Here is a 13,915-nt window from a genome sequence, read left to right as displayed (position 1 = left end):
TTCTTGGGGAGAGGAGTCAACACATGAAGCACCGTTATTTGCCCGCAACAGAAAAGGATAAACAGGAAATGCTCGCTGCTATCGGCGTAAGCGGCATTGATGAATTATTTGCTGATATACCGGAAAACGTCAGATATAAAAAAGAGTATCAAATCAAAAAAGCGAAATCAGAAACAGAATTAACAAAAGAACTGACAAAGCTGGCCTCTAAAAATCGTGATACCGTGCAACACGCATCTTTCTTAGGAGCGGGTGTATATGACCATTATCAGCCTGTCATTGTGGATCATGTCATTTCACGCTCTGAGTTTTATACCGCGTATACGCCTTATCAGCCGGAAATTTCACAAGGGGAGCTTCAGGCCATTTTTGAATTCCAAACGATGATCTGTGAACTGACAGGAATGGATATCGCCAACTCCTCTATGTATGATGGCGGTACAGCCTTGGCGGAAGCGGCAATGCTTGCTTCAGGACACACGAAAAAGAAAAAAATTGTTGTGTCAAAAACCGTGCATCCTGAATCGAGAGAAGTGCTGAAAACATACGCAAAAGGTCAGTATATTGAAGTCGTTGAAATTCCCGCTCCAGATGGCGTTACTGATCTTGATGCTTTGCGCCAAAATGTTTGCGAGGATACAGCCGCAGTGATCGTTCAGTACCCGAATTTTTTTGGCCGGATCGAGCCGTTAAAGGATATTGAACCTATCGCTCACCAAGGGAAATCCATGTTTATTGTGTCATCCAACCCGCTTGCGCTAGGCCTTCTCACGCCGCCGGGCAAGTTTCAGGCTGATATCGTCGTCGGTGATGCGCAGCCTTTCGGTATTCCTTCAGCATACGGCGGCCCCCATTGCGGATTTTTTGCCGTCACCAAAAAATTAATGAGAAAGGTGCCTGGCCGCCTCGTTGGACAAACGGTAGACGAAAATGGGAAAAGAGGCTTTGTGCTTACTTTACAAGCTAGGGAGCAGCATATCCGCCGGGATAAAGCAACATCAAACATCTGCTCGAACCAAGCTTTAAATGCGTTGGCAGCTTCTGTGGCCATGACGGCTCTCGGGAAAAACGGGGTAAAAGACATCGCCCGCCAAAACCTTCTAAAAGCCAGCTACGCAAAGGAAGAAGCAAAAAAAGCAGGCCTTACCGTGATATTTGACGGCGCGATGTTTAATGAATTTGTCATCAAACTGAATGAACCGGTGAAAGCTGTGAACCAGCGTTTGCTGGCAAAAGGCATCATCGGCGGATATAATCTTGGGCTGACGTATCCGGAGCTGGACTGTCATATGCTGATTGCTGTCACGGAGCTGAGAACAAAAGAAGAAATTGACGCACTCATTCAGGAATTGGGGGATCGCCATGAGTAATCAGGATCAGGCACTTATATTTGAACTTTCCAGAGAAGGCCGTATCGGCTACAGTCTGCCGGAGCTCGATGTACCAGAAATCAAATTGGAGGACCTCCTGTCAGACACCTATATCCGTGACGAGGACGCAGAACTGCCGGAGGTGTCCGAGCTGGATATCATGCGCCATTTTACAGCGCTTTCCAAACGTAATCACGGGGTGGATTCCGGATTTTACCCGCTCGGTTCCTGCACGATGAAATACAATCCGAAAATAAATGAAAAAATTGCGCGCATTCCTGGATTTGCTGCGATACATCCTTTACAGGACGAGGACACGGTGCAAGGTGCTTTAGAGCTTTTATATGATTTAAGCAGGCACCTTGAGGAAATTACGGGTATGGATGAAGTCACGCTTCAGCCCGCTGCCGGGGCGCACGGTGAATGGACGGGGCTGATGATGATCCGGGCCTATCATGAAGGGCGCGGCGATTTTAAGCGGACGAAGGTCATCGTTCCTGATTCTGCGCACGGGACGAATCCTGCTTCAGCGACAGTAGCAGGCTTTGAAACCATAACGGTGAAATCAAATGAAAATGGGCTTGTCGATCTGGAGGATTTAAAAAGAGCGGTGAATGAAGAAACTGCGGCTCTTATGCTGACGAATCCGAACACGCTCGGCTTGTTTGAGGAACAGATCACCGAGATGGCGGACATTGTTCACCAAGCGGGCGGAAAACTGTACTATGACGGTGCGAATTTAAATGCCGTTTTAAGTAAAGCGAGACCGGGGGATATGGGGTTTGACGTGGTGCATCTCAACTTGCATAAAACATTCACCGGACCTCATGGAGGCGGAGGCCCGGGTTCAGGTCCTGTCGGTGTAAAAAAAGACCTGATTCCTTATTTGCCAAAACCAGTTTTAATCAAAAAAGAAGACCGCTTCACGTTTGATCATGACCGCCCTCATGCGATCGGCCGCGTGAAGCCGTATTACGGCAACTTCGGCATCAATGTCAGAGCGTATACGTACATTCGCTCCATGGGGCCTGACGGGTTAAAGGCTGTTACTGAGAACGCAGTGTTAAACGCTAACTATATGCTGAGAAAGCTTGCGCCTTATTACGATCTTCCATTTGATCGCCATTGCAAGCATGAATTTGTTTTGTCAGGGAAGCGGCAGAAAAAGCTGGGGGTGCGTACGCTTGATATAGCAAAACGGCTGCTTGACTTCGGCTATCATCCGCCGACGATTTACTTCCCTCTTAATGTTGAAGAATGTATCATGATTGAGCCGACAGAGACGGAATCAAAGGAAACACTGGATGCGTTTATCGAGGCTATGATTCAAATCGCAAGGGAAGCGGAGGAAAATCCGGAGCTTGTCCAGGAGGCGCCTCATACGACGATTGTAAAAAGAATGGATGAAACAAGAGCGGCGAGGCAGCCGGTGCTTAGATACGAAGCGGAAAAGAGTTAAATAAAAACAGCTGTCTGTTAGACAGCTGTTTTTATTTAGTTCTTCGCTTTAATCTTTCCGCCCCACTTTTTAAAGCCGCCTTTTAAGTTGTAAATCTCAGTGCAGCCGTTTTTGCGCAGGGTTTGTGCCGCGCGTCCGCTGCGGACACTGTTTTGGCAGTACAGGTAGACAGGCTTGTCCGGACGGATTTCGTTTTTTCTCTGTTTCAGCTGGGAAAGCGGAATGTTGCGTGCGCCTAAAATGTGTCCGCCCTCAAACTCGTTCGGTTCACGAACATCAATGAGCTGCGCTTTTCGGTAACCCGCGCGGAATTCTTCTTCCGTAAGTGTTTTCATAATTCGCTGCTGATACACATATGAAGCAATCATATAGACGAGAAACGCAGCAAAAATAATCAAAACGATCATATTAGACAATGTGATTCTACTCCTTTAGCATATAAAATCAAAGCCTTGCTTCTTAAAACAAGGCCATAGAGCCGTTTTCGACACATACTATTATAGTAAAGCACGGCGTGATTGTCATCCATAATGGAACGAAAATATTTTTCATTTTCCCGGCAGTTTGATAAACTGATTCTATTAAAACGGTAAGGAAGGTCTCAAAATGGAAAAAGAAACTTGGCGGTTTATAGACTCAGGCAACGCAAGTCCGGCATTCAATATGGCGCTTGATGAAGCGCTTTTATATTGGCATAGCGAAAAGAAAATTCCTCCGGTTATCCGTTTTTACGGCTGGAATCCGGCGACACTTTCTGTAGGGTATTTTCAAAATATTAAAAAGGAAATCAATTTTGAAGCAGTACATAAGTATAATCTCGGATTTGTCAGACGCCCGACCGGCGGAAGAGGTGTGCTGCATGATCAGGAATTGACATACAGCGTGATTGTTTCAGAAGAGCATCCCGAAATGCCGGCGACTGTTACTGAGGCATACCGGGTCATTTCAGAAGGCATACTCCAAGGCTTTAGAAATCTCGGCTTGGACGCTTACTTTGCCATCCCGAGAACTGAAAAAGAAAAAGAAAGCTTAAAAAATCCGCGGTCATCTGTTTGTTTTGACGCGCCTTCGTGGTATGAGCTGGTGGTCGAGGGACGCAAGGTAGCAGGTAGCGCGCAAACGAGACAAAAAGGCGTGATTCTCCAGCACGGCTCCATTCTGCTTGATTTGGATGAGGACAAGCTGTTCGATCTGTTCTTGTATCCGAGTGAAAGAGTCAGAGAACGCATGCAGCGCAATTTCAAAAATAAAGCGGTTGCCATTAATGAACTCACTGAAAAGCGGGTAACGATGGATGAGGCCCGTAAAGCATTTAAAGAAGGGTTTGAAACAGGACTTAACATTCTGTTGGAGCCGTACGAGCTATCTGGGGAGGAACTTGATTTTGTTCATCATTTGGCAGAAACAAAATACGCCTCAGATGAATGGAATTATAAGCGGTAAACAGGGCTTTTGGCCTGCCGGGCATCCTTGTTTTTTCAAGTTCATTAGTGTAAACTTGTAATGGTTTATAAAGTTAAGGTGCTTTTTGGGAGGGTTTCGATGACAACACCAAGTATGGAAGATTATATTGAACAGATTTATATACTGATTGAAGAAAAAGGATATGCACGGGTTTCTGATATCGCAGAAGCATTGGCAGTCCATCCCTCCTCTGTAACAAAAATGGTTCAAAAACTAGATAAAGACGAATATTTAATTTATGAAAAATATCGCGGTCTCGTGTTAACGTCTAAAGGGAAAAAAATAGGCAAACGGCTGGTATACAGACATGAATTGCTTGAGCAGTTTTTAAGAATCATTGGTGTTGATGAAGAGAAAATATATAACGATGTCGAAGGAATCGAACATCATTTAAGCTGGAACAGCATTGATCGCATCGGAGATCTTGTGCAATATTTTGAAGAAGATGATGCTCGTAAAAAAGATCTGAAATCAATCCAAAAGAAAACAGAACATCATAATCAGTAAAAAGACGGTCTCAAAGGAGGCCGTCTTTTTTGATGCGTGCGCCGCATGTCATTCGTTGGTCTATTTCTTCGCGTATTTTCTTAAAATGATAGTACACGATCGGATGGAGGGGGAGGGAATGAGATGTATATTGACGGCGTGTTTTCCGGCGGCGGAGTAAAAGGCATTGCGCTCGCAGGCGCTTATGAAGCGCTTGAGGAAAAAGGATTTCGCTTTAAAAGGATTGCGGGTACAAGCGCGGGTGCCATTATCGCCGCTTTCATTGCGTCAGGTTACACCAGTAAGGAAATCCGCGCTTTGATTGAAGAAGTGGAAGGAGAGAAATTGCTGGACCAGAGATACTCATGTCTCCCCTTAAAAATGCTCCAGTGGGTGTCCATCTACTGGCGTCTCGGCTTATACAAAGGCGACACGATGGAAAAGTGGATTGCTGATCTGTTAAGAGCGAAAGGCATAAGGGTTTTTGGTGATTTGCCAAAAGGGTCCCTGCGCCTTATCGCTTCTGATCTGACAAACGGCACCATGATTGTTTTGCCGGACGATTTAGTCCGTTACGGGTTAAATCCTGATATGTTCCCGGTTGCCAGAGCGGTCAGAATGAGCTGCAGCATTCCGTATTTCTTCGAACCGATCAAGTTAAAAACGGCAACAGGCACCGCTACGGTTGTTGACGGAGGCGTGTTAAGCAATTTTCCAATCTGGCTGTTTTCAAAGGAAAGAAAGCGGCCTGTAATCGGTGTAACGCTTGCGCCGCGGGAAAGGGAGCGCCCGAAAAAAAATATCCGCAACGCTTTCGAGCTGTTTGGCGCCCTGTTTGAAACGATGAAGGATGCACATGACGCAAGGCATATTGCGTCACGCTATGAACAAAACATCATTTTTCTCCCTGTTGATGACGTAATGGCGACGGAATTTCATTTAACACAACAAAAAAAACTAGCCCTGATTGAGCTAGGTAAAAGACGGACAGAGCTATTTTTAAAACAGTGGACCTATTAAAAAAGCGCTCTGTTTTTCTTTTTATTCTTTTTCCCTTCTATAACAGTCAGCTGAGTCTGGCTTTTCTTCTTGAGAATCATCGGTTTAGGCTTGCTGGCGCTCGGAACGCTTCGCAGGTGGCTGACACGCCCCTTATGTCCGGCGCGGTGCTTTGCTTTTTGTTCTTTCATTCGGCGCCGCGATTGTTTCGCCGCTTTTTTGAAGGCTGCCCCTTCGCTGCCCGCATTTCGATTCATTACATATTTCATAATAAAATAAATAATGATGCCTGCCACGATGACGGTTACCGCCATTTTTGCCAATTCTCCGGGATTGGTTACCAGCACATAGAGGAACCCGAACGCTCCCAGCGCAATTAATACAGCAATAATAGGTTGTACACGATGATTCATAACTGTCCACCTCCGAAAGTAATAGCAGGGCAACGGATACTAGATGACGTTGTGAGAAGGCTTCTGATTTTGCTCAGATATGTCTTCCAGTCTGAGAAGCTCGTTAAAGCTTTCGATGGCAACTTCAACCTGGTCATCCTTAGGTTCTTTTGTTGTTAACAGCTGAAGCCAGAGACCGGGGTAGCCAAGAAATTTCAGTCCGGGAATATCACGAACTTTGTTTGTCAGCTGCAGAACTTCAAATGATATGCCGAGTACGACCGGTATCAGTGCAACACGATCTATAACACGCAGCCAAAGCGGATCTGTCGGAACAAGCAAATAGACAAACATGCCGACAATAATCGTAAATAAGATAAAGCTTGATCCGCAGCGGTAATGAAACCGGGATTGATTTTGAACATTCTCCACTGTAATTGGCAAATTCTGTTCATAACAGTTTATGACTTTATGTTCGGCTCCATGATATTGAAACACTCTTTTAATGAGCGGTGTCATGGACAGAAAGTAAATGTAGCCAAGCAGCAAAATCAACTTAAACAGGCTTTCAACCGCAATTTGTGCTGTGTCTGAGGAAAAAATTGGCCTTGTCAGTTCAGCTAAGAAAACAGGAACCAATGTAAATACGAATTTACTGAACAAAAATGATAAGACGCCGATTACCGCAAGGCTGAGATACATAGACAGCCCGGTGGATTTTTTTTCTTTCTGCTCAAGTGTCCCGTCCTCAGATGGATCGAGCCCGTAGCGTTCGCTTGAAAAATTCAAATGCTTTGTGCCGTTTGCGCTCGCTTCAATAATGGCCGCGATCCCCCGTAAAAACGGTATCTTTTTCACGATGTTCAGTTTCGGATTGTGTTTGCGGGGAAGCTTAAAGAAGTCAATGCTTCCATCCGTTCTTCTAATAGCCGTAACGTAATGATGCTTTCCGCCAAACATAACGCCTTCCACAACTGCCTGCCCGCCGTAAGCGGGCGGAATTTTATGTTTTGACATATTATCAACCTGCCTATTTCTTTAGGATTGCTAACCATTTCCTTTCACTCTATTGTACAGGAAACAGTGCTAAACCTCTAGATTGACAGGCTGAAAAATTGCCATAGCCTTGCTTTTTCTACATGCATTATACCCGTTATTTTCAAATTTTACTCACAGATGTCAAAAAGTGTGAGCTTTTTTATTGACATTTCATTTTTTGGGCACACTTTAACTGGAGGTGCCGAGATGACAAGCGAAAAAGATACAGAACAAAATGAAGAATTGAATGAGAAGCAAGGGCCGCCTGTTTCAATGGCCGGCAGGGTGGCTGCAACGGGTTTTTGCGGAGGTGTATTATGGAGTTTCATTGCTTATATCGCATATCTGTTTCATTTTTCTGAAATCAGCCCGAATATGATTTTGCAGCCGTTTGTTCTCGGAGAGTGGAAAAAACATGGACTGGGAACCATAATCAGCATCATTTTGATCGGAGTGATTTCGATTGGTGCAGCATTTCTTTATTTTCTTCTATTGAAACGGTTAAAAACAATGTGGCCTGGTATTTTATACGGCTTGCTGCTTTGGCTGCTCGTGTTTTTTGTTTTTAATCCGATTTTTCCTAATGTGCGCGCGGTGACCGAACTGAAATCAGATACCATTATTACGACCATTTGCATCTATTTGCTTTACGGGCTGTTTGTTGGTTATTCCATTTCCTTTGAATACAACGAGCTGAATTCGGAAAAGCTGGCACGTGCGCTGGGAACGTATAGAGAATAGTGTATTATCCTTTTCCAGTATGATAAAATGTTCACGAGAAGTGAACATTTTTTACATGAGAAACCCTCGCGAAAAGGAGAGATTCATGTGCCTCATTTTTTGATTTTGAACGGACCGAATGTCAATCGGCTGGGAAAGCGTGAGCCGGAGGTATTCGGCCGCGGGACACTGACCGATATCGAAACAGATCTTTTTCATTTTGCTGAAGCCTTACATATCCAGCTTACTTTCTTCCAGTCAAACCATGAAGGCGATTTGATAGATGCGATACATGAGGCTGAGGAGCAATACGACGGGATTGTTCTGAACCCTGGCGCTCTGAGCCATTACAGCTACGCGATCAGAGATGCTGTTTCAAGCATCAGTCTTCCCGTGGTTGAGGTGCATTTATCAAACTTATACGCCAGGGAGGAATTCAGGCATCAGTCGGTCATCGCTCCGGTTGCGAAAGGGCAGATTGTCGGTCTTGGAGCTGAAGGCTACAAGCTTGCTGTTCGCTACTTATTAAGCCAGCAAGGGGGAGAATAAAGATGAAGCTAGAGAAATTAAGAAACCTGTTTGGACAGCTGGGTATTGACGGTATGCTGATTACAAGCAGCACAAATGTACGCTATATGACTGGATTCACTGGTTCGGCCGGCTTGGCTGTTATTTCAGGTGACAGGGCAGCGTTTATTACGGATTTTCGGTATACAGAGCAGGCGAAGGTTCAGGTAAAGGGCTTTGAGATCATTGAGCATGGCGGCAGCTTGATCCAGACTACGGCCGACACAATTGAAGTGTTCGGGATCAAGCGCCTCGGCTTTGAGCAGAACAGTATGACATACGGCACATACGCCTCATACAGCGCGGTTATCAGTGAGGCTGAATTAGTGCCTGTGGCTGAATCCGTAGAAAAGTTGCGCTTGATTAAGTCTAGTGAAGAGATTAAGATATTAGAGGAAGCTGCGAAGATTGCAGATGATGCCTTTAGACATATCTTGACGTTTATGAAACCCGGCATTTCTGAAATCGCTGTTGCCAATGAGCTGGAGTTTTATATGAGAAGTCAGGGGGCAGACAGCTCTTCTTTTGATATGATTGTCGCCTCAGGCCTTCGGTCAAGCCTTCCGCACGGTGTGGCCAGCGACAAACTGATTGAAAGCGGAGACCTCGTTACGCTTGATTTTGGCGCTTATTATAAAGGATATTGTTCTGATATTACCCGTACGGTCGCTGTAGGTCAGCCTAGTGATCAGTTGAAGGAGATGTATCAGGTCGTATTTGATGCTCAGGCACTCGGCGTCGCACATATCAAGCCGGGAATGACAGGAAAAGAGGCTGACGCCCTCACTAGGGATCACATTGCTGCAAAAGGCTACGGTGAGTATTTCGGCCATTCAACAGGGCACGGGCTCGGCATGGAAGTTCATGAATCGCCGGGATTGTCCGTCAGATCTTCAGCTATCCTTGAACCGGGCATGGTGGTCACAGTGGAGCCGGGCATTTACATACCAGAAACAGGCGGTGTCCGCATAGAAGATGACATCGTCATTACAGAAAACGGCAACCGGACAATCACCCATTCCCCAAAAGAACTTATTATTTTGTGATTGGAATATAGGAGGACATTAAACATGATTTCAGTTAACGATTTCCGTACAGGATTAACTATCGAAGTAGACGGCGGCATTTGGCGCGTCGTTGACTTCCAGCACGTAAAACCTGGTAAGGGCGCGGCGTTTGTCCGCTCTAAACTTCGCAACCTGCGCACTGGTGCAATTCAAGAAAAAACCTTCCGCGCTGGTGAAAAAGTAGCGAAAGCGCAAATCGAAACAAAAACAATGCAATACCTTTATGCAAACGGAGATCAGCACGTATTTATGGATACCTCTTCTTATGAGCAGCTTGAACTGGGCGCGGCTCAAATCGAAGAGGAATTAAAATACCTGCTTGAAAACATGTCTGTGCATATCATGATGTACCAAGATGAAACGCTCGGTATCGAACTTCCAAACACAGTTGAGCTGAAAGTTGTTGAAACCGAACCCGGTATTAAAGGTGATACGGCATCAGGCGGTACAAAACCTGCGAAAACGGAAACCGGCCTTGTTGTCAACGTGCCGTTCTTTGTGAACGAAGGCGACACACTTGTTGTCAATACATCAGACGGTTCTTACGTTTCAAGAGCGTAGAAAGAAAAAAGAAGTCTGTTCCCAAATGGGAGCAGGCTTTTTTTTGTGCCCAAAAACAGAATCTTTCTTTTATACGAAAATGACAAGACTACTTCCGGAAGCTAGAGCATATCATATAAAAAAATGGGAGGTTGGGAGAGTGTCATGAAATTTTTGCTTGGAAACATCAATTCTACGGTTTTAACGATGGCCGGCTTGCGCGTTTTATCCTCTATGATTGAGCTGACGGCAGCGATTATCATGCTTGTGACAAACGATGTTCGGAAGGCGGTTGTGGTAAACAGCATTCTTGCTATTGTCGGTCCGCTGATATTTATCATCACCATGACTGTCGGAATCTACCAAATTGCCGGGCAGTTGTCGTATGCAAAGCTGATTCTGATTTTTACGGGTGTTGTTTTGATTTTAGCGGGTGTTCATAAATAAAGAGAGCTTGTCATAAAGTCTGCCTCACATCATACATTTTAAAGAAGCCGATCGGTAGAAAGGAGGAGGCTCTGTTGAATGAAATCGCTGAGGTTCTCCCTGAATCCATGAAAAACGCCCTTTCTGAAATACCGGAACATCAATGGCTGGAAATCGAAGAAGTCAGAATTCGCGTCAACCGCCCTGTTGAATTGACTCGAAAAGGACAACCTGTTTTTTTGTCCTATGCGGGCACGGTCGAGGATGCCCATCTGATCCTCAGCCGGCTCAGCAATTATAGTATGTATACGCTCGAGGAAGAGCTGAAGAAAGGATATGTCACGATCAGAGGCGGCCACAGAGTCGGACTGGCAGGCAGAGTCATTACGGAAAACGGAGGTGTGAAAGGCCTCCGTGACATCACATCTTTTAATATACGAATTGCCCGGCAAAAGCTGGGGATTGCGGAACCGCTGCTTCCATACTTATATCAAAACAGCTGGCGAAATACGCTGATTATCGGACCGCCGCAAACCGGTAAAACAACACTTCTCCGGGATCTTGCGAGACTCTCGAGCACCGGTAAAGACGGCATGTTGCCCGTGAAAACAGGAATCGTCGACGAAAGGTCAGAAATTGCCGGATGCCTGCGCGGCATTCCGCAGCATCAATTTGGACGGAGGGTTGACGTATTAGACGCCTGTCCGAAGGCTGAGGGGCTGATGATGATGATTCGTTCGATGAGCCCCGAGGTGATCATTGTTGATGAAATCGGGCGTATGGAAGATACAGATGCCCTTCTTGAGGCGCTCCATGCAGGTGTTTCAGTAATCGTATCGGCGCATGGCTGGAGCTTATCCGACCTGATGAAGCGGCCTTCATTGAAGCATTTGTGGGAAGAAAGAGCCTTTGACCGCTATTTGGAATTATCGAGAGCAAAGGGGCCGGGCACAGTAAGCCGCATGTATGACAAAGATGGACATGTGCTGTCTGGGACGATGGATGTGAAGACATGCTGAAGCTGCTGGGCGCTGTATTCATTGTAGTAGCGACAACATGGACGGGTTTTGAGATGGCGAAGATTTATACGGAACGGCCGCGGCAAATCCGTCAGCTGCGTGCGGCGCTCCAATCCCTCGAGGCTGAAATCATGTATGGCCATACACCGCTGCATATTGCTTCACAGCAGATTGCCAAGCAGCTTGCACAGCCTGTTTCGGCTCTTTTTATTACGTTCAGTGATCAGCTGGACAAGGGAAGCGATTCCGCGAAAACAGCGTGGGAGCAAAGCTTAAAACAGGTGTGGAATGCCATGTCTCTGAAAAAAAACGAATACGAAGTGCTGAAGCAGTTTGGCGAGACGCTCGGGATTCATGATCGAATCTCGCAGCAAAAGCATATCAAGCTGGCGCTGACACATTTGGAAGCCTCGGAAGCGGATGCTGAACAGGCACAAGCAAAAAATGAAAAGATGATAAAAAGTTTAGGCTTTTTAGCAGGCTTGTTACTCATTCTTCTATTGATGTAAACGTGAGGGGAGCAAAAATAAAATGGGAGTAGACGTGAATGTCATATTTCAAATCGCCGGAGTGGGGATCGTAGTGGCATTTTTACACACGATTTTGGATCAAATGGGCAAAAAAGAATACGCCCAGTGGGTGACGCTGTTGGGTTTTATCTATATTTTATTTATGGTTGCCACGATTGTAGATGACCTTTTTAAAAAGATCAAAGCTGTGTTTTTATTTCAAGGATAGGGGGGCTTGCAGATTGACATTGTTCAAATTGTAGGTTTAGGGTTGATTGCCACCTTCCTTTCTTTAATTGTCAAAGAACAAAAGCCGACCTTTGCGTTTTTAATCGTCGTGTTTGCCGGCTGTGCCATTTTTCTTTATTTGGTAGACCAAATCTATGACATTATTCGAATGATAGAAAAAATCGCGATGAATGCAAATGTCAACATGGTTTATGTTGAGACGATTTTAAAGATTATCGGAATCGCCTATATTGCTGAATTCGGGGCCCAGCTCACCAAAGACGCCGGACAAGGGGCTATCGCTTCGAAAATAGAATTGGCGGGGAAAATTTTAATTCTCGTGATGGCTGTGCCGATTTTAACAGTCATTATCGAAACAATTCTCGGACTTATACCTTCTATGTCATAACCGAAAGGAGGCGGTAGATTGAAGCGTTTTCAATGGGCTTTTCTTCTGGCTGTGCTGCTCATAGCGGGACGTGCTGACATTGTACAAGCAGCCGGAGACGCTGAACAAACGGAAAACCATGCTGAAACGGCTGAGCAACTAGCGGAAAGGACAGCGGCCTCGCTTGAAACAGATAAGATCGGTGAATTTTGGAATGATATTATGACAGAGTACGGCGGACTGCTGCCGGAAAGCCAAAAAGGCAGCTTAATTGAGTTTATCAATGGCGATAAATCATTTTCACCGCAAGAATGGCTGAAAGCTCTCTTTTCTTATTTGTTCCATGAAGTGCTGGCCAATGGTAAGCTGCTGGGCACATTGATTTTGCTCACGATTTTTTGCGTCATCCTGCAGCTTCTGCAAAATGCGTTTCAACAAAGCACCGTCAGTAAGGTCGCCTACTCAATTGTGTATATGGTGCTGATTATCCTTGCGCTGAACAGTTTTCATGTGGCAATCAATTATGCAACAGAGGCCATTCAGACGATGACCAGCTTTATACTGGCGCTCATTCCGCTCCTCTTGGCGCTTTTGGCTTCCTCAGGCGGAGCTGTATCTGCTGCCTTCTTTCATCCTGTTATCCTCTTTCTGATGAATACGAGCGGTCTCTTGATTCAGAATATTGTCATGCCGTTGATTTTCTTATCAGCGATTTTAAGCATCGTCAGCACAATGACCGAGCAATATAAAGTCACGCAGCTGGCCAACCTGCTCAGAAATATCGCCATCGGAGCACTGGCCGTCTTTCTCACCATCTTTCTCGGCGTCATTTCTGTTCAAGGGGCTTCAGCTGCAGTGACAGACGGCATTACGCTCAGGACAGCTAAATTCATAACCGGAAACTTTATTCCTGTGCTTGGCCGAATGTTTACAGATGCGACAGATACAGTGATCAGCGCTTCCTTATTGCTGAAAAATACAGTAGGAATTCTCGGTGTCGCGATTTTGATCTGTATTGCGGCTTTTCCGGCAATCAAAGTGCTCTCCCTCGCTTTTATTTATAAGCTGGCAGCCGCAATTCTTCAGCCGCTTGGTGGCGGGCCCGTCATTACCTGCCTGGACGTTATCAGCAAAAGCGTGATTTATATTTTTGCCGCTCTCGCCATTGTGTCTCTCATGTTTTTTTTAAGCCTTACCGTCATAATCACAGCCGGAAACCTCACGATGATGATGAAATAAAGGA

18 protein-coding genes are annotated in these 13,915 nt (G+C 45.5%); 15 read left to right on the top strand and 3 right to left on the bottom strand.

Translation table 11 applies throughout. From position 1 onward, the window contains the following. Window positions 1-23: 23 nt before the first annotated feature. Window positions 24-1,370, top strand: coding sequence for an aminomethyl-transferring glycine dehydrogenase subunit GcvPA (gene gcvPA / locus G4P54_RS12900; RefSeq protein ID WP_167872862.1), 1,347 nt, complete (start codon window positions 24-26; stop codon window positions 1,368-1,370). Continuing rightward, complete coding sequence (gene gcvPB, locus G4P54_RS12895) at window positions 1,363-2,829, top strand: aminomethyl-transferring glycine dehydrogenase subunit GcvPB (RefSeq protein ID WP_167872861.1); 1,467 nt, start codon at window positions 1,363-1,365, stop codon at window positions 2,827-2,829. Before gcvPA ends, gcvPB begins: the two co-directional genes overlap by 8 nt. A 35-nt stretch (window positions 2,830-2,864) precedes the next feature. On the opposite strand, the gene G4P54_RS12890 is transcribed toward gcvPB, so the two are convergent. Further along, complete coding sequence (locus G4P54_RS12890; RefSeq protein WP_024715081.1) at window positions 2,865-3,245, bottom strand: rhodanese-like domain-containing protein; 381 nt, start codon at window positions 3,243-3,245, stop codon at window positions 2,865-2,867. A gap of 190 nt (window positions 3,246-3,435) precedes the next feature. On the opposite strand from G4P54_RS12890, the gene lipM reads away from it, so the two are divergent. From lipM to G4P54_RS12875, 3 genes are all read left to right on the top strand, one after another. Continuing rightward, window positions 3,436-4,272: an octanoyltransferase LipM gene (gene lipM, locus G4P54_RS12885; RefSeq protein ID WP_024715082.1), complete on the top strand. Its 837-nt coding sequence runs from the start codon at window positions 3,436-3,438 to the stop codon at window positions 4,270-4,272. A 99-nt stretch (window positions 4,273-4,371) separates the two neighbouring features. Further along, complete coding sequence (gene mntR, locus G4P54_RS12880; RefSeq protein ID WP_024715083.1) at window positions 4,372-4,800, top strand: transcriptional regulator MntR; 429 nt, start codon at window positions 4,372-4,374, stop codon at window positions 4,798-4,800. Between the two features lie 123 nt (window positions 4,801-4,923). Then, entirely contained in the window at window positions 4,924-5,799 is an 876-nt protein-coding gene (locus G4P54_RS12875) for a patatin-like phospholipase family protein (protein ID WP_024715084.1), read from the top strand. Here G4P54_RS12875 and G4P54_RS12870 read toward each other — a convergent pair. Continuing rightward, window positions 5,796-6,191: an SA1362 family protein gene (locus G4P54_RS12870; protein WP_024715085.1), complete on the bottom strand. Its 396-nt coding sequence runs from the start codon at window positions 6,189-6,191 to the stop codon at window positions 5,796-5,798. The two genes, G4P54_RS12875 and G4P54_RS12870, sit on opposite strands and share 4 nt — an antisense overlap. Before the next feature lie 39 nt (window positions 6,192-6,230). Next, window positions 6,231-7,187, bottom strand: a complete 957-nt coding sequence (locus G4P54_RS12865; RefSeq protein ID WP_167872860.1) for a DUF1385 domain-containing protein — start codon at window positions 7,185-7,187, stop codon at window positions 6,231-6,233. A gap of 228 nt (window positions 7,188-7,415) precedes the next feature. On the opposite strand from G4P54_RS12865, the gene G4P54_RS12860 reads away from it, so the two are divergent. From G4P54_RS12860 to spoIIIAE, 10 genes are all read left to right on the top strand, one after another. Continuing rightward, window positions 7,416-7,949, top strand: a complete 534-nt coding sequence (locus tag G4P54_RS12860; protein ID WP_024715087.1) for a YqhR family membrane protein — start codon at window positions 7,416-7,418, stop codon at window positions 7,947-7,949. Window positions 7,950-8,036: 87 nt separating this feature from the next. After that, window positions 8,037-8,477 carry a type II 3-dehydroquinate dehydratase gene (gene aroQ, locus G4P54_RS12855; protein ID WP_024715088.1) on the top strand — a complete coding sequence of 147 codons (441 nt, stop codon included), beginning with the start codon at window positions 8,037-8,039 and terminating at the stop codon, window positions 8,475-8,477. Between the two features lie 2 nt (window positions 8,478-8,479). Beyond that, complete coding sequence (gene papA, locus G4P54_RS12850) at window positions 8,480-9,541, top strand: aminopeptidase PapA (RefSeq protein ID WP_024715089.1); 1,062 nt, start codon at window positions 8,480-8,482, stop codon at window positions 9,539-9,541. A gap of 24 nt (window positions 9,542-9,565) precedes the next feature. Further along, on the top strand, window positions 9,566-10,123 hold the full coding sequence (gene efp / locus G4P54_RS12845; RefSeq protein WP_024715090.1) for an elongation factor P: 558 nt from the start codon (window positions 9,566-9,568) through the stop codon (window positions 10,121-10,123). Window positions 10,124-10,267: 144 nt separating this feature from the next. Then, window positions 10,268-10,549: a YqhV family protein gene (locus G4P54_RS12840; RefSeq protein WP_003226379.1), complete on the top strand. Its 282-nt coding sequence runs from the start codon at window positions 10,268-10,270 to the stop codon at window positions 10,547-10,549. Between the two features lie 74 nt (window positions 10,550-10,623). Next, entirely contained in the window at window positions 10,624-11,547 is a 924-nt protein-coding gene (spoIIIAA, locus tag G4P54_RS12835) for a stage III sporulation protein AA (RefSeq protein WP_167872859.1), read from the top strand. Then, window positions 11,541-12,056 (top strand): stage III sporulation protein SpoIIIAB, encoded by a 516-nt coding sequence (gene spoIIIAB / locus G4P54_RS12830; RefSeq protein WP_024715092.1) that lies wholly within the window; start codon window positions 11,541-11,543, stop codon window positions 12,054-12,056. Before spoIIIAA ends, spoIIIAB begins: the two co-directional genes overlap by 7 nt. 22 nt (window positions 12,057-12,078) lie before the next feature. Next, on the top strand, window positions 12,079-12,285 hold the full coding sequence (spoIIIAC, locus tag G4P54_RS12825; RefSeq protein WP_003153142.1) for a stage III sporulation protein AC: 207 nt from the start codon (window positions 12,079-12,081) through the stop codon (window positions 12,283-12,285). A 6-nt stretch (window positions 12,286-12,291) separates the two neighbouring features. Continuing rightward, a complete protein-coding gene (gene spoIIIAD, locus G4P54_RS12820) occupies window positions 12,292-12,693 on the top strand; it encodes a stage III sporulation protein AD (protein WP_024715093.1) in 402 nt (133 codons plus the stop codon). An 18-nt stretch (window positions 12,694-12,711) separates the two neighbouring features. After that, complete coding sequence (gene spoIIIAE, locus G4P54_RS12815) at window positions 12,712-13,911, top strand: stage III sporulation protein AE (protein ID WP_167872858.1); 1,200 nt, start codon at window positions 12,712-12,714, stop codon at window positions 13,909-13,911. Window positions 13,912-13,915: the final 4 nt, after the last annotated feature.

This window comes from Bacillus tequilensis (assembly GCF_012225885.1).
Classification (GTDB): Bacteria; Bacillota; Bacilli; order Bacillales; family Bacillaceae; genus Bacillus; species Bacillus tequilensis.
Note: the sequence above shows the minus strand (reverse complement) of the source record. Positions and strands in the feature narration are given on the sequence as shown.

Coding starts and splice junctions, on each gene's coding strand:
- gcvPA (WP_167872862.1), top strand. CDS start 24: ATGAAGCACCGTTATTTGCCCGCAACAGAAAAGGATAAACAGGAAATG.
- gcvPB (WP_167872861.1), top strand. CDS start 1,363: ATGAGTAATCAGGATCAGGCACTTATATTTGAACTTTCCAGAGAAGGC.
- lipM (WP_024715082.1), top strand. CDS start 3,436: ATGGAAAAAGAAACTTGGCGGTTTATAGACTCAGGCAACGCAAGTCCG.
- mntR (WP_024715083.1), top strand. CDS start 4,372: ATGACAACACCAAGTATGGAAGATTATATTGAACAGATTTATATACTG.
- G4P54_RS12875 (WP_024715084.1), top strand. CDS start 4,924: ATGTATATTGACGGCGTGTTTTCCGGCGGCGGAGTAAAAGGCATTGCG.
- G4P54_RS12870 (WP_024715085.1), bottom strand. CDS start 6,191: ATGAATCATCGTGTACAACCTATTATTGCTGTATTAATTGCGCTGGGA.
- G4P54_RS12865 (WP_167872860.1), bottom strand. CDS start 7,187: ATGTCAAAACATAAAATTCCGCCCGCTTACGGCGGGCAGGCAGTTGTG.
- G4P54_RS12860 (WP_024715087.1), top strand. CDS start 7,416: ATGACAAGCGAAAAAGATACAGAACAAAATGAAGAATTGAATGAGAAG.
- papA (WP_024715089.1), top strand. CDS start 8,480: ATGAAGCTAGAGAAATTAAGAAACCTGTTTGGACAGCTGGGTATTGAC.
- efp (WP_024715090.1), top strand. CDS start 9,566: ATGATTTCAGTTAACGATTTCCGTACAGGATTAACTATCGAAGTAGAC.
- G4P54_RS12840 (WP_003226379.1), top strand. CDS start 10,268: ATGAAATTTTTGCTTGGAAACATCAATTCTACGGTTTTAACGATGGCC.
- spoIIIAB (WP_024715092.1), top strand. CDS start 11,541: ATGCTGAAGCTGCTGGGCGCTGTATTCATTGTAGTAGCGACAACATGG.
- spoIIIAC (WP_003153142.1), top strand. CDS start 12,079: ATGGGAGTAGACGTGAATGTCATATTTCAAATCGCCGGAGTGGGGATC.